At 68.9% G+C, this 18,431-nt stretch carries 18 protein-coding genes and 1 pseudogene; 10 read left to right on the top strand and 9 right to left on the bottom strand.

The genetic code is table 11. The features are described from left to right. Nucleotides 1–13: 13 nt before the first annotated feature. Nucleotides 14–1,174: an RNA polymerase sigma factor gene (locus ACIBBB_RS22840; RefSeq protein ID WP_398984726.1), complete on the bottom strand. Its 1,161-nt coding sequence runs from the start codon at nt 1,172–1,174 to the stop codon at nt 14–16. Beyond that, nucleotides 1,171–1,578 (bottom strand): YciI family protein, encoded by a 408-nt coding sequence (locus tag ACIBBB_RS22835; RefSeq protein ID WP_398984724.1) that lies wholly within the window; start codon nt 1,576–1,578, stop codon nt 1,171–1,173. The genes ACIBBB_RS22840 and ACIBBB_RS22835 overlap by 4 nt, the downstream gene beginning before the upstream one ends. Nucleotides 1,579–1,735: 157 nt before the next feature. Here ACIBBB_RS22835 and ACIBBB_RS22830 point away from each other — a divergent pair. The 5 genes and pseudogenes from ACIBBB_RS22830 to ACIBBB_RS22810 form a co-directional block, all read left to right on the top strand. After that, nucleotides 1,736–2,051: pseudogene (locus tag ACIBBB_RS22830) on the top strand (transposase); the annotation flags it as partial. A gap of 288 nt (nt 2,052–2,339) precedes the next feature. Continuing rightward, the gene (locus ACIBBB_RS22825) at nt 2,340–2,990 is read left to right on the top strand and encodes a TetR/AcrR family transcriptional regulator (RefSeq protein WP_398985015.1); all 651 of its coding nucleotides are present in this window, start codon (nt 2,340–2,342) and stop codon (nt 2,988–2,990) included. Between the two features lie 128 nt (nt 2,991–3,118). Then, complete coding sequence (locus tag ACIBBB_RS22820; RefSeq protein ID WP_398984722.1) at nt 3,119–3,880, top strand: SDR family NAD(P)-dependent oxidoreductase; 762 nt, start codon at nt 3,119–3,121, stop codon at nt 3,878–3,880. Nucleotides 3,881–4,548: 668 nt separating this feature from the next. After that, on the top strand, nt 4,549–4,869 hold the full coding sequence (locus tag ACIBBB_RS22815) for a hypothetical protein (RefSeq protein ID WP_398984719.1): 321 nt from the start codon (nt 4,549–4,551) through the stop codon (nt 4,867–4,869). A gap of 287 nt (nt 4,870–5,156) precedes the next feature. Continuing rightward, nucleotides 5,157–6,059 (top strand): LysR family transcriptional regulator, encoded by a 903-nt coding sequence (locus tag ACIBBB_RS22810; RefSeq protein ID WP_398984717.1) that lies wholly within the window; start codon nt 5,157–5,159, stop codon nt 6,057–6,059. 506 nt (nt 6,060–6,565) lie between these two features. Here the strand turns inward: ACIBBB_RS22810 and ACIBBB_RS22805 are convergent. The 4 genes from ACIBBB_RS22805 to ACIBBB_RS22790 form a co-directional block, all read right to left on the bottom strand. Beyond that, nucleotides 6,566–6,766: a DUF397 domain-containing protein gene (locus ACIBBB_RS22805; protein ID WP_398984715.1), complete on the bottom strand. Its 201-nt coding sequence runs from the start codon at nt 6,764–6,766 to the stop codon at nt 6,566–6,568. Nucleotides 6,767–6,810: 44 nt separating this feature from the next. Then, on the bottom strand, nt 6,811–7,191 hold the full coding sequence (locus tag ACIBBB_RS22800) for a hypothetical protein (RefSeq protein WP_398984713.1): 381 nt from the start codon (nt 7,189–7,191) through the stop codon (nt 6,811–6,813). Between the two features lie 258 nt (nt 7,192–7,449). Continuing rightward, the gene (locus tag ACIBBB_RS22795) at nt 7,450–7,647 is read right to left on the bottom strand and encodes a DUF397 domain-containing protein (RefSeq protein WP_398984711.1); all 198 of its coding nucleotides are present in this window, start codon (nt 7,645–7,647) and stop codon (nt 7,450–7,452) included. Between the two features lie 11 nt (nt 7,648–7,658). Further along, nucleotides 7,659–8,513 (bottom strand): helix-turn-helix domain-containing protein, encoded by an 855-nt coding sequence (locus tag ACIBBB_RS22790; RefSeq protein WP_398984709.1) that lies wholly within the window; start codon nt 8,511–8,513, stop codon nt 7,659–7,661. A gap of 218 nt (nt 8,514–8,731) precedes the next feature. On the opposite strand from ACIBBB_RS22790, the gene ACIBBB_RS22785 reads away from it, so the two are divergent. Next, on the top strand, nt 8,732–9,178 hold the full coding sequence (locus tag ACIBBB_RS22785) for an ATP-binding protein (protein WP_398984707.1): 447 nt from the start codon (nt 8,732–8,734) through the stop codon (nt 9,176–9,178). A gap of 129 nt (nt 9,179–9,307) precedes the next feature. Here ACIBBB_RS22785 and ACIBBB_RS22780 read toward each other — a convergent pair whose 3' ends face one another. Together ACIBBB_RS22780 and ACIBBB_RS22775 are read right to left on the bottom strand one after the other, a co-directional pair. Then, nucleotides 9,308–10,447 (bottom strand): PQQ-dependent sugar dehydrogenase, encoded by a 1,140-nt coding sequence (locus ACIBBB_RS22780; protein ID WP_398984705.1) that lies wholly within the window; start codon nt 10,445–10,447, stop codon nt 9,308–9,310. 191 nt (nt 10,448–10,638) lie between these two features. After that, on the bottom strand, nt 10,639–11,103 hold the full coding sequence (locus ACIBBB_RS22775) for a hypothetical protein (RefSeq protein ID WP_398984703.1): 465 nt from the start codon (nt 11,101–11,103) through the stop codon (nt 10,639–10,641). 249 nt (nt 11,104–11,352) lie between these two features. Between ACIBBB_RS22775 and ACIBBB_RS22770 the strand changes: the two genes are divergently transcribed. The 4 genes from ACIBBB_RS22770 to ACIBBB_RS22755 all read left to right on the top strand — a co-directional run bounded on the left by ACIBBB_RS22770 (nt 11,353) and on the right by ACIBBB_RS22755 (nt 18,101). Beyond that, the gene (locus ACIBBB_RS22770; RefSeq protein WP_398984702.1) at nt 11,353–13,173 is read left to right on the top strand and encodes an ABC-F family ATP-binding cassette domain-containing protein; all 1,821 of its coding nucleotides are present in this window, start codon (nt 11,353–11,355) and stop codon (nt 13,171–13,173) included. A 256-nt stretch (nt 13,174–13,429) separates the two neighbouring features. Further along, nucleotides 13,430–15,190 (top strand): PQQ-binding-like beta-propeller repeat protein, encoded by a 1,761-nt coding sequence (locus ACIBBB_RS22765; protein WP_398984700.1) that lies wholly within the window; start codon nt 13,430–13,432, stop codon nt 15,188–15,190. 97 nt (nt 15,191–15,287) lie between these two features. Next, nucleotides 15,288–17,102 (top strand): PQQ-binding-like beta-propeller repeat protein, encoded by a 1,815-nt coding sequence (locus ACIBBB_RS22760; protein ID WP_398984698.1) that lies wholly within the window; start codon nt 15,288–15,290, stop codon nt 17,100–17,102. Between the two features lie 276 nt (nt 17,103–17,378). Then, a complete protein-coding gene (locus tag ACIBBB_RS22755; protein WP_398984696.1) occupies nt 17,379–18,101 on the top strand; it encodes a LuxR C-terminal-related transcriptional regulator in 723 nt (240 codons plus the stop codon). A gap of 32 nt (nt 18,102–18,133) precedes the next feature. Here the strand turns inward: ACIBBB_RS22755 and ACIBBB_RS22750 are convergent, their stop codons facing one another. Further along, complete coding sequence (locus ACIBBB_RS22750) at nt 18,134–18,430, bottom strand: hypothetical protein (RefSeq protein ID WP_398984694.1); 297 nt, start codon at nt 18,428–18,430, stop codon at nt 18,134–18,136. Between the last annotated feature and the right edge of the window lies 1 nt (nt 18,431).

Genomic DNA, 18,431 nt, shown 5'->3' with positions numbered 1-18,431 from the left:
CCGGGGACAGCCCTTAGGAAGCGCCCCGCCCGGCGTTGAGCCGGGCCGCCTGACGCGTCAGATGCTCGCGTTCCGCGAGGTTGGCCGCCTTCCGCGCGGCCTCCGCGTACAGCCGTGCCGCCGTCGCCAGGTCGCCGTCGCGCTCGTGAAGGTACGCCGCCACCGCGTCGTGGCGGGGCAGGGAGTCGTCCAGCGCCGCGAGCGCCACCAGCCCGGCGCGCGGTCCGTCCGCCTCGCCCACGGCCACCGCGCGGTTGAGCCGGACGACCGGGTTGTCGGTGAGGCGCGTGAGCTCGTCGTACCACTCGACGATCTGCACCCAGTCCGTCTCCCCGGCGGTCTGCGCGTCCGCGTGGAGTGCCGCGATCGCGGCCTGGGCCTGGAACTCGCCCAGCCGGTCGCGGGCGAGGGCCGCCTGGAGGATCTCGATGCCTTCGGCGATCGACTTGGTGTCCCACCGGCCCCGGTCCTGCTCGGCCAGCGGCACCAGGCTCCCGTCGGGTGCGGTGCGGGCGGCGCGCCGGGCGTGGTGGAGCAGCATCAGGGCGAGCAGCCCCGACACCTCCGGGTGGTCGATCGAGGCCGCGAGCTGCCGGGTGAGCCGGATGGCCTCGGCGGCGAGGTCGATGTCCCCGGAGTACCCCTCGTTGAAGACCAGGTAGAGGACGCGCAGCACGGTCGCGACGTCCCCGGGCCGGTCGAACCGCACACCGGAGACGGTGCGCTTGGCCCGGCTGATGCGCTGCGCCATTGTCGCCTCGGGCACCAGATACGCCTCGGCGATCTGGCGGGTGGTCAGCCCGCCGACGGCGCGCAGCGTGAGCGCGACCGCCGACGACGGCGTCAGTGACGGATGGGCGCACAGGAAGTAGAGCCGCAGCGTGTCGTCCACCGTCGGCGCGGGTCCGGGCACCGGCTCCTTCTCGACGAGGTCCTCCCGCCGCCGGCGGGCGGTGTCCGCCCGGGTCGCGTCGAGGAACTTGCGCCAGGCCACGGTGACCAGCCAGCCCTTCGGGTCCCGCGGCGGGTCCTCGGGCCACACGCGGACCGCCTCGACCAGCGACTCCTGCACGGCGTCCTCGGCCGCCGCGAAGTCGGCTCCGCGGCGGACGAGGACCCCGAGCACGCTCGGGGTGAGGCTCCGGAGCAGGGGCTCGTTCCCCTCGGCACTCACTCCGTGACGGTGGGATGCGCGGTCAGGAACGGGCGCAGCTCCAGCCACTCGTGGATCGGCTCCCCGCCCGCCCCGGGGGCGGCCGACAGTTCCCCGGCCAGTTCGAGCGCGCGCTCGTAGCTGTCGACGTCGATCACCATCCACCCGGCGATGAGGTCCTTGGTCTCGGCGAACGGCCCGTCGGTGACCGGCGGACGCCCCTCACCGTCGTACCGGACGAAGGTCCCCGTGTCGGAGAGCGCCTGACTGTCGACGAACTCACCGGTTCCTTCGAGCCGGGTGGCGAAGTCCCGCATGTACTGCACGTGCGCCGTGATCTCGTCGGGCTTCCACTGGGCCATGGGGACGTCGTTCACGGAGGCAGGGGCGCCGCGGTAGTGCTTGAGCAGCAGGTACTTGGCCATGATGTCTCTCCTCGGTACTGGTGCGACCCATTCTGGCCGCGCTCACACCAGGGACGGAGCCGGCTCCCGCTTCTCGACATCGCCGCACGAAGTATCTCTACCGCGGGACCCGAAGGGCTCACTGCGGTGCGGCGCCGCGCGGCGATCCCAGTCTGTCGCCTGGCGGGCCGAGCGGCGGGGGAAGGGTCTGACATCGGGCGGCCGTCCAAGCACGACCTGCGGCGGATCATGGACGCGTTCTTGTACGTGGACCGGACCGGGATCCCCTGGCGCTGCCTTCCCCATGACTTCTCGCGGTGGGAAACCGTCCAGGGATACTTCGCCGCCCGCTGAAGGACGGCGTTGACCAGCTCAACGGCTCCATCCGCCGATTGGTCCGGGAGGCCGCAGGCCAGGGCGTCGATGCGGGCAAGAAGATCGCAGGACGCGAGCGCCACATCGGCATCGACACCCTCGGCCTCCTCCTCGCGGTCCGGGCCAGAAGCGGACTCGGCCGGCCCGACAAGTCCACGCGGCGATACAAGGGGATGCTGGTCACCTACAAGAGAGCGAGGCGTGCGGAACGGGCCGCCGCGCTGCTTGACCAGATCGACGTGTTGTCCGACGCGGCACGAGGGCTGCCGACGAGCGCGAGGGTGTCTGCGGACAAGGGAAACCTTTGGGGAGAGCGGTGGGCAGGCGGACGTAGTCCCCTTATCTCTGCTCGCCACCCTAAGCGGACCACGGTCCATTTGTGTTTCCCGCGAGCTAGGATTGAGTCCATGACCACCCAAGATCCGTCCGTCCCGGCGCGGAGTGACGCCTTGGAAGGGACGGATCTCACGCTCACCCCCCTCGGCGAACAGCCGCGGCTACGGGCCGACGCGGCGCGCAATCGCGCTCGACTGCTGGAAGTGGCGGCCCGGTTCGCCGCGGAACGTGGAGTCGCGAACGTGACCATGGAGGAAGTCGCCGCTGCCGCGGGGGTCGGTAAGGGCACCGTCTTCCGGCGATTCGGGGACCGGGCCGGCCTCGTGCAGGCACTCCTGGATCACCACGAGCAACGGCTCCAGGCCGCCTTCCTCACCGGCCCACCACCGCTGGGGCCCGACGCGCCCGCCATGGAACGGCTTCGGGCCTTCGGGCCGGCCGTCATCCGCCACGAACGCTCCCACCGCGACCTCTATCTGGCCGCCCACGCGGAGACCGACCGCCTCTATACGACCCCGCCATACATTCTTCGGACCACCCACATCGCCACGCTGCTGCGCCAGGTGAACGCGGATCGTGACATCGAACTCCTCGCGCACACCCTGATGGGCTATCTCACCACCGCACTCGTCGATCACCTGATCGGCCGGCGCGGGATGTCCCTGAAGCGCCTGGAGGCCGGCTGGTTCGACGTCGTGGTCCGTCTGGCCCCAGCGGTGTAGGTGGTGCTCAAGGCCACCTGTCGCGCCGAGGCCGAACCCGCACCCTCCGACGGAAATACAAACGGACCGTGGTCCTGTTGCACTCAACAAACCGGACTGAAGTCCGTTCGTTGCGAAAGGGACACATCATGGGCTCACTCACGGGCAAGGTCGCCGTGGTCACCGGCGCTGGACAGGGAATCGGCGCCGGCATAGCGAAGGACCTGGCTGCCGCCGGTGCGGCGGTCGTCGTCAACCACTACCCCGGCGACCGGGACCGCACCCGCGCGCAGCAGGTCGCGGAGGCCATCACCCTCCAGGGCGGAAAGGCCATCGCCATGGTCGCCGACGTCACGAAGGCCGTCGACCTGAGCACGCTGTTCGATCGCACCGTCGAGACATTCGGTTCGCTGGACATCCTGGTGAACAACGCGGGTGTCTACGAGTTCGGCCCGCTGGCCGAGATCACCGAGCGGGACTTCCACCACCAGTTCGACACCAACGTCCTCGGGGTCGTCCTGGCGACCCGCGAGGCGGTGAAACGGTTCGGCCGGGGCGGCGGCAGCGTCGTCAACATCAGCTCCACCGCGGTCCAGATCTCCCAGCCGAACCAGATGATCTACACGGCGACCAAGAGCGCCGTAGAGGCCATCACCCGCGTCCTCGCCAAGGAACTCGGACCGGCCAACATCAGAGTGAACGCCGTCGCCCCCGGCGGCACGGAAACCGAGGGCGGCCACGAACACGGGCTCATCGGCAGCCCGTACATCGACAAGCTGATCTCCGAGACACCGCTCGGGAGGCTGGGTCGCCCGGAGGACGTGGCCCTCGCCGTGACCTTCCTCGCCTCGCCCGAGGCCCGATGGGTGACCGGAGAGGTCCTGCTCGCCTCCGGCGGCCTCCGGCCCTGACCCGGACACCCCGGGGCAACCGGCCAGGAACACCGACACCGGTGCGATGTCCGACAGCCCCGGGGGCCGTGTCGGCAGCCGTGACCGGCCCCCGAACCACTGCTGGAGCACCTGGAGGGCCCTGGCCGCCGAGGACTCGTCACCACCGACCGCGGAAAGGGGCAAACGGCCGGAGAAGCTCCGCACCCAGGGCGGCTGGTCCAAGAACCCACCGTCTTCCGGGAGTACGTCGACGAGGGGGGAAGTGGGAAGAAAGCGTCACCCAAGGATCGCGCTGTGAACCGGCGGAGGGACTTGGGCGGCCTTGATGGCGATGTGGTCATCCGGTGGAACTGGCAGCCGGAGGCGGTCCGTACGCCTTCCCGAGTGTCGGGCTGCGGTCGGCCACAGGATTTACCTGCAGCCGTTACAGGTAGATTTTGTTTGATCTTCTCTTTCGCGCACCGACATAATTCCTCAGGAGAGCCACAGCAGTTGATGGTGTTTCTGCCTCATGCACTCCGCCACGGTCACGAATTAAGTCCGGGAGTAAGTGACGCACCCTCACATGCGGGCTTGAAACAGGGAACTGCGCCAGGTTCCCATATGTCCCGCCGGTCGACGGCTCCCGTCTCGGTGACCAGGGGAGCTTCTTCTTCGGCAAGAAGACGTTACGAGAGGAACAGTTAATGTTCATGAAGAAACGTCTCGCTGGAATCTGTCTCCTGTCGGCAGCAGCGGTCGCGGTTCTCTCTGTACCCGCTTCGGCTGCCCCCTCGACGCCCGCGCATCACGTAAGCGTCAAGTCAGCCGCTGCGGCCTGCCAGGACGAACTCAACAAGTATCTCCAGTTCGAACGAGACCAGGGCTTCGTAAACAAGTGGACGGGAAGCCCGAGCGATTCCGAAGGAATCGTGCGGCACATCACACAGCTTGCATCCATCAGCACGGGGACCTTGCAGCAAGCGCTTCTGAACGCCCGAGAGGCCATCATCAGGGCCTGCGGCTGAGGGGATCAACTGTCACCTCTTGACCTGGGGCAGACGCCCCCGACTGTAGGGTGACCGCAGAATAATCAGTCACTGGTCGACGCGGCCGGGTGCTTTTCCGACAGGTCAAGTACCCGGCCAGTCCCTGCAATGAAAAAGATAATTCAGCTGTGTAGGCGCCATGCTAAGTCTTCTTTCGGAACCTTCGCCGGCCCGCCGGTTTCGGCGGGCCCTCATCTCAGACCGTTCGTCCTGGCATACCAACGCCGTCCAGCACCGGTTACCTGTTGTGGCGGTAGGCTGTCGCTGTGACTCCTGATCTTCGGCAGCTGAGATATTTCGTCGCCGTCGCCGAGGAGTCCAATTTCACGCGGGCCGCCGAGCGGCTCATGATCAGCCAGCAGTCGCTGTCCCAGCAAATCACCCTGCTGGAACGCATGCTGGATGTGAAGCTCTTCGACCGCGACACCCGGGGTACCCGACTGACCGATGTCGGTGCCTGGTTCGTCCCCGAGGCCCGCGCGGTACTGGACCGTGCCGATGAAGCCATCGACGGCGTGGCACGAGTCGCGCGCGGCGAGATCGGCAGCCTCCGCCTCGCCTTCCTCACCACCACGACGAACTACCTGCTCCCGCCGGTGATCCGGGCCGTATGCCAACGACTGCCGGGAATCAAGCTGACGACGGAGCAGACGACGATCGAGCCGCTGGTCGAGGGTGTACTCAAAGGACGCTACGACCTGGCGTTCACCCGGCCTCCGCTGGCGGACGGTCTGGAGACCAGAACACTCCTCAACGAACAGGTGTGCGCGGTTCTGCCGGAGAAGCATCCGCTCGCCGGACGCGCCGAATTGGCCCTGGACGAGCTGGCCGACGAACGCTGGGTACTGACCCCGCGCAGCTCGTGGGAGCCCTGGCACCAGACGTTCGACGGCTCCTTCCGTAGGGCCGGGTTCGCCCCCGACGTGGTCCATCAGGACGCGAGTGCGCAAGGACTGCTCGGCCTTGTGGCGGCCGGCGTCGGGGTGACCCGGCTGCCCCGGTCGGCCAGCAGTCTCCGCCGCACCGGCGTGGTGTTCGTGCCCCTGGACGGGGAGTTCGTCCCGACCGAGATGGTCTGGTTGTCCGGCAACACCTCACCCGCGTTGCACGTCCTGATGGACGTGGTCACCGAAACGGCCGCCTCCACCGACTTCACCGAATCCGGATGATCGGTGAGGCGACATACCGCGAGCACCGGACCGTCCGCAGACAGCACCGCGTCCGCGAGCTCGAACAGTTCATCGCGCCGGGCGGTCAGACGCGCACAGACATCACCCCGGAAACGGGAGACTCCCGCCGGCGTCTCCTGCCGGGACCCGGATAGGAGCAGACGCATGTTCACGGCCTTCGCACTGTCGTGTTCACGTTCCTTGGGCGACAGCGTGGCGGCGAGGGCCCGCACGGCCACCCGGATCTGCCGCACGGCCTCGGCCGGAGTCCCCCCGAGTGCGGCCCCCCGAGTGCGGCCCGCAGAGCGAGGCACCGCAGGGGCCCGCGCGTTCCGCTATCCAGACCGTGCCGCGGGGGCCATGACGCTCGGTGGCGCGCCGACCGCCCTGATGGTGCCGGCCGTGTGCGTCCACTGCGCGGAGGGCCTTGCGGCCCGGCCGGTGGCCAGGGCGTCAAGGGTGGGAGGGCCGTCCGTCCCGGCGGGCGGCCCTCAGAGGCGGGCAGGTCAGACCAGGTGGTCGAACTCGCCCGCCTTCACTCCGAGCAGGAACGCCCGCAGTTTGTCGCGGTCGGTGGTGACGACGGTCTCCGGCGCGTCGCTCTCCCGGAGGAGGATCCGGCCGTCGACGTGGGCCAGTTCCACGCACTTGATCTCGGCGTCGGATCCCGAGTAGGAGGACTTCTGCCAGTTGATGGTGCCGGCCATGTTGGTGGCTCGCTTTCGTGAGTGTTGTGGAGTGTGGGTTGCGTTCAGCGCGGTACGAGGGGGAGTCGGCGCGCCTCGGGGGTGTGGAACACGTGGTACGGATGGACGGTCCACTCCACCCAGGCGCCCCGGTGGCTGAGCGAGAACCCGCAGGGTTGGCCCCTGTGCAGGGCGGCCACGGCTCCGACGCAGCCGCCGCCTTCGGCCCAGCTGAGGGCGCGTTGGCGCTCTTTGGGTGGGAGCGTGGCCGTGAGGGTGCGGACGGACAGCCGGATGTGGCGGATCGCCTCGGCGGGGGTGCGGGCGGAGTGGCGCTCGATCTTCTCGATGTCCGAGCCCGCGGCGGTGAGCGAACGGTACGTGACGTGCTCGTACCAGTAGCGGATTTCCGCGTCCGGGCATGGCGAAGCTGCGGGCTGGTGCATGGGTGGGCCTTCCGCCGTGGTGGCGCGATCACCCCCGCCCTGGCCGCCGGCATGAAGAGCGGGCGGGCAGGGGTGACCCCTCTGGCGTTGCCGCTGGGCACGGCCCTGCCGAGGTAGCCACGGCCAGTGCAACGCGTAGTGACGGTAGCGTCACGGGAGGGTTGGCGGCAAGTATGCACCGGAGCATGTTTCGGGGATGCATAGTGGGAGCCCCTCCGCCGGGTGCGCGGAGGGGCTCCAATCGCAGGTCAGGCCCTGTCAGTTGGCGAAATGGTCGAACTCGCCAGCTTTTACACCTGCGATGAACGCGGCAAACTTGTCCCGGCTGGTGGTCGTGATCGCGTCCGGGTCGTCACTCTCGCGGACGAGGATGTCGCCGTTGTGCTCGGCGATCTCGACGCACTGCGGTCCTTCACCGGAGAAGGACGACTTCTGCCAGTTGATTTCTTTCTTCATGCCTCGATCTTTCAGAGTTCCCGTGCGATGTGATGGATGAAGCTGCGTGACTCGGCAGGTTCCAGTGAAGCCTGCTCGGCGAAGTCGAGCAATGTTCGGTGCTTCTCAAGCTCGGCAGCGACGTCTAGAAAGAGACCGCCCGTAGGCGCATCGATGTGTGCGGTGTCGAGTTGCGGGACAACACCGCCCGCGTACAGCACGGTCTGCGTGAGGTCGATGAAGTCCTCATTGGTGAACGGGATGATCCGCAGCATGATCTCGGGGCGCTCGGACATCTCGATGAGGTGTTCGAGTTGGCCACGCGCGACCTTACGGCCGCCGATGCGCATCCGTAGCGCCGCTTCGTGGACGATCGCCTCCAACTCCGGCGGCTCCTCGCGCTCGAAGATTGCCTTGCGCCTCATGCGGTGCTCGACACGGGCTCCCACCTCGGTAGCCGGGAGTTTCGGCAGAACGCTGTCGAACAGGCGCCGCGCGTAATCCTCTGTCTGCAAGACGCCCGGGAAGGTGACCGGTTGGAGGTAGCGCAGGTGGACCGCGTGATGTTCCAGCTCGGCGAGATCCAGAAAACCGGGCGCCAGGATGCCCCGGTAGTCGTCCCACCAGTACTGACCGCGGTGCTCCCCCGTGATGGCGCAAAGCGCCTCGATCAAGGCGGAGTTGTCGCAGGCGTAGAAGGCGGCAAGCCGGCGGACACGCTCCTCGCTGATCCCGATCCGACCCGCCTCGATATGGCTGATCCGGGCCTGATCCGTCGAGAGCAGACCGGCCGCTTCGCGAGCCGTCTTGCCAGCGCGGTCGCGAAGTTTCCGCAACTCGCAGCCGAGGCGCGCCTGGCGTGCGGTCGGGTTGTCTCTTGGCGGCATGGCTACCTTCCCCTGTTTGCGCACAGTGTCGCCCGTAACGGTGTCACGGGTCCACCGGCCATCGCGGCCTCGCGGCTACGGTTGCACCGGTGCATGTATTAACTCTAAGGTCATGCCAGCGTCACGTCTGCCAGTAAGACCGAAGTGCAGCCGCGCCAGCGGCCATTGCCACGCATGGCGGGCCACGCGTATCCACCCTCCAGACAGGGAGAACCGACATGCCCCCCGTGAGCCCCACCCCCACCCCCCACCACGGCGGCGAAAGCTACCGACTCGTCGTGCCCAATACCGCCCACGCCCCCCGACTCGCCCGCGAGTTCGTCAGCGCCCTACTCGACGTCAGCGGGTACACCCCCCTCGTGGACGACGCCCGGGTCTGTGTCACCGAGCTCGTCACCAACGCGCATCGGCATACCCGCACCCGGCTCATCCGGGTCGATGCCGTCGTCAATCGGAAGCAGGCGACCGTGTACGTGCGTGACGACAACCCCTGGGCCCTGCCCGCGCCCGGCGAGGCCGGGGCCGGAGTCGTACAAGAAGGCGGGCAGGGGCTTCGGCTCGTTGAGAGTCTCGCCCGTGCCTGGGGGCTCACCATCTACGGCGGGCGCTCGCCCTCGTACAAGGCCGTCTGGTTCAATCTCGCCCGGCACGGCGCCGCCGCGTGAGGCATCTGGCGTGGGACTTCATCCTCACCGCCGCCGGGCTCGCCGCCCTCGCCGCCGGGCTGGTCCGTACGCGAGCCAGGCCCGGCGCTGACTGCTCAGCACCGAGCCCGGCCTCGTGTCCGACAGGGATTACGCCGCGTCGATACGCGACACGCTGCCGCCGAGCGTGAGCACGTACAGCTCGCGGTCGCCGCCCTGGACGAACGAGACGACCTCGCCCGGGTTGACCCCGAGGTCGCCCTGGCCGGTCACGGCGCCGTTCTCGATCTTCAGGGTGCGGATCGTGCCGTCGCAGTAGTCGCTGTAGACGTAATTACCCTTGAGGTCCGGGATGGCGTCGCCCCGGTAGACGAAGCCGCCGGTCACCGAGCAGCCCAGGCCGTTACGGTCGTACTCGTGCACCGGCGGGACGTGGTTCGCGGGCTCCGTGCCGCCGCGGAAGGGGTGGTTGCCCTCCATGGAGGCCCAGCCGTAGTTCTCGCCGCCGCCGCTGTTCGCGGACGCCCAGTCGATCTCTTCCCATTCGCTCTGGCCGACGTCGCCGATGAGCATGTCGCCCGTGCCGGAGTCGAAGGAGAAGCGCCAGGGGTTGCGCAGCCCGTACGACCAGATCTCGTCCTTCGCGTTCGGGTCACCCACGAACGGGTTGTCCGCCGGGATCGCGTACGGCTCGCCGCCGGTCGGGTCGATCCGGAGGATCTTGCCGAGCAGGGTGTCGAGGTTCTGCCCGTTGCCCTGCGGGTCGCCGCCCGAGCCGCCGTCGCCGAGCGCGATGTAGAGGTAACCGTCGGGGCCGAACTTGATGTCCCCGCCGTTGTGGTTCTCGAACGGCTGCGTCTGGGTCAGGACGGTGCGCCGGGTGTCCGGCTGGATGGCGCCGTTCTGTACGGCGAACTCGTCGATCGTGCTGGTGCCTTCAAGATTCGTGAACGAGATGTAGAAGTGCGCGAAGTCCTTGTCGAACGCGACGCCCAGCAGCCCGCGTTCGCCGTCGGTGGTGGTCTCGTCGGATATGTCGAGGACGGGCTCGCCGAGCCCCTGGTCGCCCAGGACCCGTACGGTGCCCGCGCGTTCGGCGATCCAGACCGTGCCGTCGGGCCCGGCGGCGCCGGCGATGGGGTTCAGGGCCGTGCCCACTTCTGTGAGCACGACCTCGGCGGCCGACGGGCGTGGGGCGGTCGGCTCGTCGGCGGATGCCTGGCCCAGCGCGAGGGAACCGATGAGGCAGATGGTGCCGATGATCGCCGAGCTTCTGGTGCGAAATTTCATCGTGACCTCCTGGAGCCGGCGAGTGGGGGGATTCGGTGCGGCCGGCCACGGGTGAGGCTACAGAGACGGAGGTGTTCTGGCCCAGACCAATACCGGTCCCGTTCGCTCCGCCCCGCCCTGCCCGGCGCACGGGTGCCCACGCGGGAGGGCACCCATGGCCGGGGTTCACGGTGGGACGGTCAGGCGGAAGGTCAGCCGAAGTTGTACACGGTGACCGTCACCGATCCGCCTTCGGCGCTGATCGTGTACTCGCCGGGGCCCGTGTACGGCACGCAGCCGTCGGCCAGGACGTCGTCCTCGTTGATGCCGGTGTCGTCCTCACCCACGAACGCGCACACCTCGGAGACGGGGTGGGGGGCGTACCGGTGCTCGGCGCCGCCGAACAGCGGATAGCGGGGCAAGGTGGGCGTGTTGATCTCCCGGTCGGGGTGCTCCCACAGCGCGGTCTGCTGGCCCCATGGGGCCCGCACGACCACTTCGCCGTACGGCTCCGGCAGGTCGTTGTCGTCACTCTCACGCGGGTTCGAGAACGTGATCGAGTACGTGATGGGCCCGCCGGGCGCCTCCGCCTGGGCCGCGCCGACGCTCACCCCGCCGACCAGCACCAGGACTGTTGAGGCAAGGGCCGCCAGCCGACCCGCAGATGTGGCACGCATACCAATCTCCTTCCGCTATCGGTAGTCGATCGACTACGCCGAGTAGCGTAGGAGTGCCTGAGGCGACCCGTACCGCTCCCCTGGGTAAACCGCCCGCAGGGATGGAACCGAAGCCCACGTGATCATTGCGCGGGCGCGCGCGGAGCTGATTCCGTCGGCCCCCGCCCACCACCCGGACCGCCCGCCCGGGACACCCCCCGCGCCGACTACCCTGGGACGTCGATCCATCCGTCCCGTAGCAGGAGTGAAATGGCCGTCAATCTGGTCAATGTCGAGGCAGTCACCAAGGTGTACGGCACCCGTGCGCTGCTCGACGGTGTCTCCCTCGGCGTCTCCGAGGGGGACCGGATCGGGGTCGTCGGGCGCAACGGAGACGGCAAGACCACCCTCATCCGGATGCTCGCCAAGCTGGAGGAGGCCGACACCGGGCGGGTCACGCACAGTGGTGGGCTGCGGCTCGGGGTGCTCACCCAGCATGACTCGCTCGATCCCGCCGCCACCGTCCGGCACGAGGTGATCGGGGATCTCGCCGATCACGAGTGGGCCGGCAACGCCAAGATCCGGGACGTGCTCACCGGGCTGTTCGGCGGGCTCGACATGGCCGGGTTCCCGGGGGGGCTCGACACCGTCATCGGGCCGCTGTCCGGTGGTGAGCGGCGCAGGATCGCGCTCGCGAAGCTGCTCATCGCCGAGCAGGACGTGATCATCCTCGACGAGCCGACCAACCATCTCGACGTCGAGGGCATCTCCTGGCTCGCCCGGCATCTGCGCGAGCGCCGGTCCGCGCTCGTCGTCGTGACGCACGACCGGTGGTTCCTGGACCAGGTCTGTACGCGGATGTGGGACGTGCAGCGCGGTGCGGTGCACGAGTACGAGGGCGGTTACTCCGACTACGTCTTCGCCCGCGCCGAGCGTGAGCGGATCGCCGCCACCGAGGAGTCCAAGCGGCAGAACCTGGTACGCAAGGAGCTGGCGTGGCTGCGGCGCGGCCCGCCGGCCCGTACCTCCAAGCCGCGCTACCGCATCGAGGCCGCCAACGAACTGATCGCGGACGTCCCGCCGCCGCGCGACAACTCGGCGCTGATGAAGTTCGCCAACGCGCGCCTCGGCAAGACGGTCTTCGACCTGGAGGACGTGACCGTCCAGGCCGGGCCCAAGGTGCTGCTCAGGCATCTGACCTGGCAGCTCGGCCCCGGTGACCGGATCGGTCTCGTCGGCGTCAACGGCGCGGGCAAGACCTCGCTGCTGCGCGCGCTCGCGGAGGCGGCCCGTACGCAGGGCGACGTCCAGCCCACGGCCGGGAAGGTCGTCGTCGGCCGGACCGTCAAACTGGCGTACCTGTCGCAGGAGGTCGGTGAACTCAAGCCCACGCTGCGCGTGTTGGAGGCCGTCCAGCAGGTGCGCGACCGGGTCGACCTCGGCAAGGGGCGGGAGATGACGGCCGGTCAGCTCTGCGAGCAGTTCGGTTTCGGCAAGGACAAGCAGTGGACGCCCGTGGGCGATCTGTCCGGCGGCGAGCGGCGCAGGCTGCAGATCCTGCGGCTGCTGATGGACGAGCCCAACGTGCTGTTCCTGGACGAGCCGACGAACGACCTCGACATCGAGACCCTCACCCAGCTCGAAGACCTGCTCGACGGCTGGCCCGGCACGATGGTCGTCATCAGCCACGACCGGTTCTTCGTCGAGCGGACGACGGACAAGGTGTACGCGCTCCTCGGCGACGCCGCCCTGCGCCATCTGCCGCGCGGTATCGACGAGTACCTCGAACGGCGGCGCCAGGTCGTGGAGTCGGCCGCCCCGGCGGCGGTGTCCGCGCCGGCGCGGTCCGGCGGGGGTACGCCGGCGCCCGCCGCGTCCGCGAAGGACAACCGCGCCGCGAAGAAGGAACTCCAGCGGATCGAGCGTCAGCTCGACAAGATGTCGACGCGCGAGACCGCCCTCCACGGACAGATCGCCGAAAGCGCCACGGACTTCGACAAGGTGGCGAAACTCGACGGCGAGCTGCGTGAACTCGTCGCGCAGCGCGACGAGTTGGAGATGCGCTGGATGGAGCTCGCCGAGGACGCGTAGAGGTCCCGTACAGACCTCGTAACAACCGCATCACGGGCCGGTCCTCCCTTGGGAACAGGGGAGGACCGGCCCCTCCCGTACAGGGGTGCGAGTGATACAAAGAAGGCCCGCTCGACTGACGTGACACTGCGGATTCCAAGCCCGAATCGCTCCTTCCGGTGGCTATCGGCTCGTGTACGAGAGCTGATTTCCAGCCATCCGGAATCGCGGGGGAGACCGACCGGACGAGGGACCGTACGACAAGGGGGAATGGCTGATGACCCAGCCGCCCAGCCAGCCACCGCCGCCGGGCCAGCAGCCGGGCCAACAGCCGGGATACGGCTACCCGCAGGGATCGCCGCAGGGCGAGCCCGGGTACGGGTACCCGCAGCAGACGCCGCCCGTTCCCGGCCAGCCGCCGGGTCAGCCCGGCCCCTACGCGCAGCCGGGCCCGTACAACCAGCCCGGTCCCTACAACCAGCCGGGCCCCTACGGCTCCCAGGCCAACCCGTACGGCGGTGGCGGCGGTTACCCGCCCCAGCAGTTCCCCGGCGCGCCCATCCCGCCCCCGGGCGGCGGCAGCGGCGGCGGCAACTTCTTCCAGCGCAAGCCCGGCATCGTCATCGCCGCGGCCGTCGCGGGCCTGCTCGTCATCGGCGGCGGCACCTGGTTCGCCGTCAGCGGTGACGACAGCGGCGGGGGCAAGAAGAACGTCAGCAAGGACAAGGACGCCAAGCCCACCGGCGAGTCCGTCCCGGACGACGGTGACGGCACCGGCGGCGGGCGCGAGGCGCAGGACGACCTCAACGCCGGGCGCAAGGACGGCGAGGCGAAGGTCCTGTGGCTCCAGAAGAACGACGTCGACCTGCCGAAGAACGGCGCCGACGTGTACGGCCCGTGGTTCGCCGGCGATGTCGTCGCCAAGGCCATGTACAAGAAGATGGTCGGCTACGGCGCCGCGGACGGTAAGCAGAAGTGGAGCCTCACCCTGCCCGCCGAGGCGTGCGCCGCGCCCTCGCTGCCCACGGACGACGGCAAGATCGTCATCGCGATCAAGGACGGGGTCTCGGAGAAGGCCGACTGCAACGTGCTCCAGCAGGTCGACCTCAAGACCGGCAAGGGCGGCTGGAAGCAGGAGGTCAAGCAGGCGGGCAACTGGGACTTCCTCTCCGACATCACCCTCGCGATCAACGGCGACACCGTCACCGCGGCCCGCACCGGCCATGTCAACGCCTACCGGATGAGCGACGGCAAGGAGCTCTTCGACGAGGTGCCCGGCGACTGCCAGCCGAACGCCATCTCCAGCGGCCCCCGGATGATCGCCGCCGAGACGTGCCCCGGCGGTGACATCGACAACCAGCAGAACCAGGTGCAGGAGCTCGATCCGTCCACCGGCAAGGCCAGGTGGACGTACAAGCTCAAGACGAACTGGGAGCTCGACAAGGTCTATTCGAGCAACCCGATCGTCCTGTCGCTGACCGAGCCGGACAAGAAGTCCTGGGCCATCGTCGCGCTCAACGACAACGGCACCGTGCGCTCGCAGATCGACGGCGGCAAGGACAAGTTCCAGCCCAACTGCGGCGGAAGCTTCATCGTCTTCGGCGCCAACCTGGACGGCTGCACCGGTGTCGCCGCCGACACCAACACCTTCTACATGTCGACGCAGCCCAGCGAGACGGGCTCGACCGGCACCAACGAGGTCATCGCCTTCAACCTCGCCACCGGCAAGGCCAAGTGGCGCGCCAAGGCCCCGGCCGAGCGCGTCATGACGCCGCTGCGGATGGAGGGCGCGAACGTGGTCGTCTACTTCGAGCCCTCGTACGACAAGGGCGGCGCGATCGCGACCCTGGCGCCGGCCGGCGGCTCGCCCAAGGTGCTGCTCCAGAATCCGGAGTCCACATCCGAGATCGAGAACTCCTTCTACTCCTCCGAACTGGACTACGTGGACGGGCGGTTCTACGTGACCAGCAGCCGGGTCAGCGCCACTGACGACAAGGCCGAGATGGAGACGAAGACCATGATGGCGTTCGGCAAGTGATGAGCTTCTCGCACATGAGCCGCCTCCGGGCGGCGCGCCTTCCGTCCGCCTTCCGTCTCCCCCTCCGTACTCGCACCCATTTCGAGGTAAGCACGCCATGACGCAGCCACCGCAGCCGCCCAACGAGCCCCCGCAGGGAGGCTTCGGCCAGCCTCAGGAGCCACCGGCCGGTGGCTTCGGCGCACCGACCGAGCCGCCCCCCGGTGGCTTCGGAGCCCCGACGCCGCCACCCGAGCAGCCCGGTTACGGCTACCCGCAGCAGCAGCCCGGCCAGCCCCAGTACGGGTATCCGCAGCAGCCGCCGGCGCAGCCCGGGGGCCAGCCCGGTTACGGCCATCCGCAGCAGCCACCCGGTCAGCCGCAGTACGGGTATCCGCAGGCGGGCCAGCCGCAGTACGGCTACCCGCAGCAGCCCGGCCAGCCGTACAACCAGCCCGGACCCGGCGGGCCCGGCGCCCCCGGCGGCGGCAAGAAGATCAGCACGCAGACACAGATCATCATCGCCGCGGTGGTCGCCGTCGTCCTGATCGTCGGCGGTGGCGTCTACTTCGCCTCCAGCGGCGACGACAAGAAGGACGAGGCGAAGACGTCCGACACCAAGGGCGGTGGCAAGGACGGGAAGTCCCTCGGCGGCGGCGACGAGAAGCCGCCGTCCAACACCAAGTCGAAGGTCGCCTTCCAGCTGCCGCAGCCCAAGGTCGGTGACATCACCGATGTGTCCGGCTCGTGGATCACCGACAAGGCGTACGTCAAGACCGGCGTGAACCAGATCGTCGCCTACGACCCGGACATGGGCAAGCAGCTCTGGACCATCCCGCTGCCCGGCCAGGTCTGCGCGGCCTCCCGCCACACCACGGAGGACAACAAGACGGCCGTCGTCTTCGCCGCGAGCAAGCCGACCGCCAAGGACAAGTACGTCTCCTGCACCGAGGTCGGCGCGGTGGACCTCGAAGCGGGCAAGCTGCTGTGGACCAAGTCGGTGACGGGCGGCAACGCCGGTGACGACAAGGCCAGTTTCAACGAGGTCACCCTCAGCGGAAAGACCATCGCCGTCGGCGGTACCGACGGCGGCGCGGCCTGGGACCTCACCTCCGGCGACAACCTGTGGAAGCCCGAGGTCAACGCCGAGGGCTGCTACGACATGGGTTACGGCGGCGGCCCCGGGCTGGTCGCGGCCCGCAAGTGCGGTTCGTACGACGACCCGACGGTCCTCATCCAGAACGTGAACCCCGCCGACGGGGCGCCGATCTCCGAGTTCAAGATGCCCGCGGGCGTCGAGTACGTGTCGGTCGTCTCCACCAAGCCGCTGGTCGTCGCGGCCGACGTCGGCGACACCGCCGGTGACGGCAGCGGCATCTCGGACTTCTTCTCCATCGACGAGAAGACCGGCAAGCTGCGCGCCAAGATCCCCGTGGACGCCGACAAGTACGCCGGCCGGTGCGGATCCACCGAGGTCGAGCAGTGCAGCAAGCTCGCCGTCGGCAACGACCGGATCTATGTGCCGACCGAGGAGCACGAGGGCACCGGCGAGGACTACGGCCAGACCAACGAGATCGTCTCCTTCGACCTCGCGACCGGCAAGGCCACGACCGACCGGGCCGACGCGGGTGAGCGCTACGCGATGTACCCGCTGCGCATGGACGGTTCGAACATCATCGCGTACAAGTGGCCCCCCTACGACAAGGGCGGACAGATCGTCTCCATCGACGGCGGCACCTTCAAGGAGACGCTGCTGATGGAGAACCCGAGCGAGGAGTCCGTCCGCGAGGCGGAGACCAGCTTCTCGCTGGACGGCGCGGAGATCAGGTACGGCGGCGGCCGGATGTACACCTCGGAGACGCTCATCAGTGAGCCGAGCGAGTACAGCAAGGACCGCAAGGAGTACCTCGTGGTGGCGTTCACCACGAACTAGTGCCGTGGCCGGAAGAGTTCACCGGGGACGCCCGGTGGGCGGTTCGTCCTCAATCGCCGGACGGGCCGCAAATGCGGCCCGTCCGGCGATTGAGGACGAGCGCGGCCGACGAGCCGCGCAACCGGGATCACGAACCCGTCGCCCCTTAATAGCGGCGAATTCGACAAGTGGGCGTCTTCTTACCCGTATGGGGGCGCGCGACCACGGCCGAGCGTGTAGCTTGCCGGGTCAGGGGGGCCGGGGGGCGCCCGGAGCCGGCGGGGATGGGGTTGCTCGATGGGCGTACGGCTCATGGTGGTCGACGACCACCGACTGCTCGCCGAGGCGCTGGCCTCGGCACTGAAACTGCGCGGGCACCGGGTGCTCGCCGCGGCGGCGCCCACGGCGGGCGCCGCCGAACTGGTCGTGAGCCGGGCGCCCGAGGTGTGTCTCATGGGGACCGCGGCGCCGGCCGAGCCGGGAGCTTTCGACCCGATCGTACGGATCAGACGCGACCGCCCGCAGGTGGCGGTCGTGGTGCTGGGGCCGGTGCCGAGCCCGCGGGGCATCGCCGCCGCCTTCGCGGCCGGGGCCTGCGGATACGTACGGCACGACGAACGCATCGAGGGCGTCGAACGGGCCATAGTGAAGGCGCGGGCGGGCGACGCGGCCGTGGCGCCGGGGCTGTTGCAGGGCGCGTTCACCGAGCTGCTGAATCCCGTGGCCCAGCCGGACGACGAGGGGCAGCGGCTGCTGCGGATGCTCACCCCGCGCGAGATCGAGGTGCTGGTGCGGGTCGCCGAGGGGGAGGACACCCGGCTGATCGCGGCCGGTATGGGCATCGCGCCGAGCACCGCCCGTACGCATGTGCAGCGGGTCCTGATGAAGCTCGGGGTCGGCTCCCGGCTGGAGGCGGCGGCGCTGGCCGCGCGGACGGGGCTGCTGGACCGGGCGGCCGTGACGGTCATGCCGGACGGGCTCCCCGACACGACGAAGGGGCCGCACACCACGTACGAGTGAGTACGTGGCGCCCGGCCCCCGCGTGGGCGCGACTACTTCTCCGGGCCGGGCCCGTCCGTCGTGGCCGGCGTGGGTATCTCCACCGGGCGCAGCTTCATCCAGCCGAGGAAGAACAGGCCGAGCGCCAGCATCGCCAGCCCCGTCCAGAGGTTGATGTTGACGTCCTCCGCCTTCTTCATGTCCGCGTCGGAGACGAAGACACCGGCGACGGTGACGATCACCCCGTACAGCGTGAACAGGCCGCCGATGATGAGACGGATGTCGAACAGGCGGGCCGCCGTGGCGGACCTGCCTTCCAGTTCGGAGACTTCTTTGTGCAGGTCGGACATG

It is taken from the genome of Streptomyces sp. NPDC051217 (assembly GCF_044455465.1).
GTDB lineage: Bacteria > Actinomycetota > Actinomycetes > Streptomycetales > Streptomycetaceae > Streptomyces.
This window is presented reverse-complemented; position numbering and strand designations above follow the sequence as displayed.

What these genes read in the sequence shown, in the direction of transcription:
- ACIBBB_RS22780 (WP_398984705.1), bottom strand. Translation starts at nt 10,447, where the DNA reads ATGAAATTTCGCACCAGAAGCTCGGCGATCATCGGCACCATCTGCCTC.
- ACIBBB_RS22760 (WP_398984698.1), top strand. Translation starts at nt 15,288, where the DNA reads ATGACGCAGCCACCGCAGCCGCCCAACGAGCCCCCGCAGGGAGGCTTC.
- ACIBBB_RS22820 (WP_398984722.1), top strand. Translation starts at nt 3,119, where the DNA reads ATGGGCTCACTCACGGGCAAGGTCGCCGTGGTCACCGGCGCTGGACAG.
- ACIBBB_RS22800 (WP_398984713.1), bottom strand. Translation starts at nt 7,191, where the DNA reads ATGCACCAGCCCGCAGCTTCGCCATGCCCGGACGCGGAAATCCGCTAC.
- ACIBBB_RS22795 (WP_398984711.1), bottom strand. Translation starts at nt 7,647, where the DNA reads ATGAAGAAAGAAATCAACTGGCAGAAGTCGTCCTTCTCCGGTGAAGGA.
- ACIBBB_RS22825 (WP_398985015.1), top strand. Translation starts at nt 2,340, where the DNA reads ATGACCACCCAAGATCCGTCCGTCCCGGCGCGGAGTGACGCCTTGGAA.
- ACIBBB_RS22835 (WP_398984724.1), bottom strand. Translation starts at nt 1,578, where the DNA reads ATGGCCAAGTACCTGCTGCTCAAGCACTACCGCGGCGCCCCTGCCTCC.
- ACIBBB_RS22790 (WP_398984709.1), bottom strand. Translation starts at nt 8,513, where the DNA reads ATGCCGCCAAGAGACAACCCGACCGCACGCCAGGCGCGCCTCGGCTGC.
- ACIBBB_RS22755 (WP_398984696.1), top strand. Translation starts at nt 17,379, where the DNA reads ATGGGCGTACGGCTCATGGTGGTCGACGACCACCGACTGCTCGCCGAG.
- ACIBBB_RS22750 (WP_398984694.1), bottom strand. Translation starts at nt 18,430, where the DNA reads ATGTCCGACCTGCACAAAGAAGTCTCCGAACTGGAAGGCAGGTCCGCC.
- ACIBBB_RS22770 (WP_398984702.1), top strand. Translation starts at nt 11,353, where the DNA reads ATGGCCGTCAATCTGGTCAATGTCGAGGCAGTCACCAAGGTGTACGGC.
- ACIBBB_RS22765 (WP_398984700.1), top strand. Translation starts at nt 13,430, where the DNA reads ATGACCCAGCCGCCCAGCCAGCCACCGCCGCCGGGCCAGCAGCCGGGC.
- ACIBBB_RS22815 (WP_398984719.1), top strand. Translation starts at nt 4,549, where the DNA reads ATGTTCATGAAGAAACGTCTCGCTGGAATCTGTCTCCTGTCGGCAGCA.
- ACIBBB_RS22785 (WP_398984707.1), top strand. Translation starts at nt 8,732, where the DNA reads ATGCCCCCCGTGAGCCCCACCCCCACCCCCCACCACGGCGGCGAAAGC.
- ACIBBB_RS22775 (WP_398984703.1), bottom strand. Translation starts at nt 11,103, where the DNA reads ATGCGTGCCACATCTGCGGGTCGGCTGGCGGCCCTTGCCTCAACAGTC.
- ACIBBB_RS22805 (WP_398984715.1), bottom strand. Translation starts at nt 6,766, where the DNA reads ATGGCCGGCACCATCAACTGGCAGAAGTCCTCCTACTCGGGATCCGAC.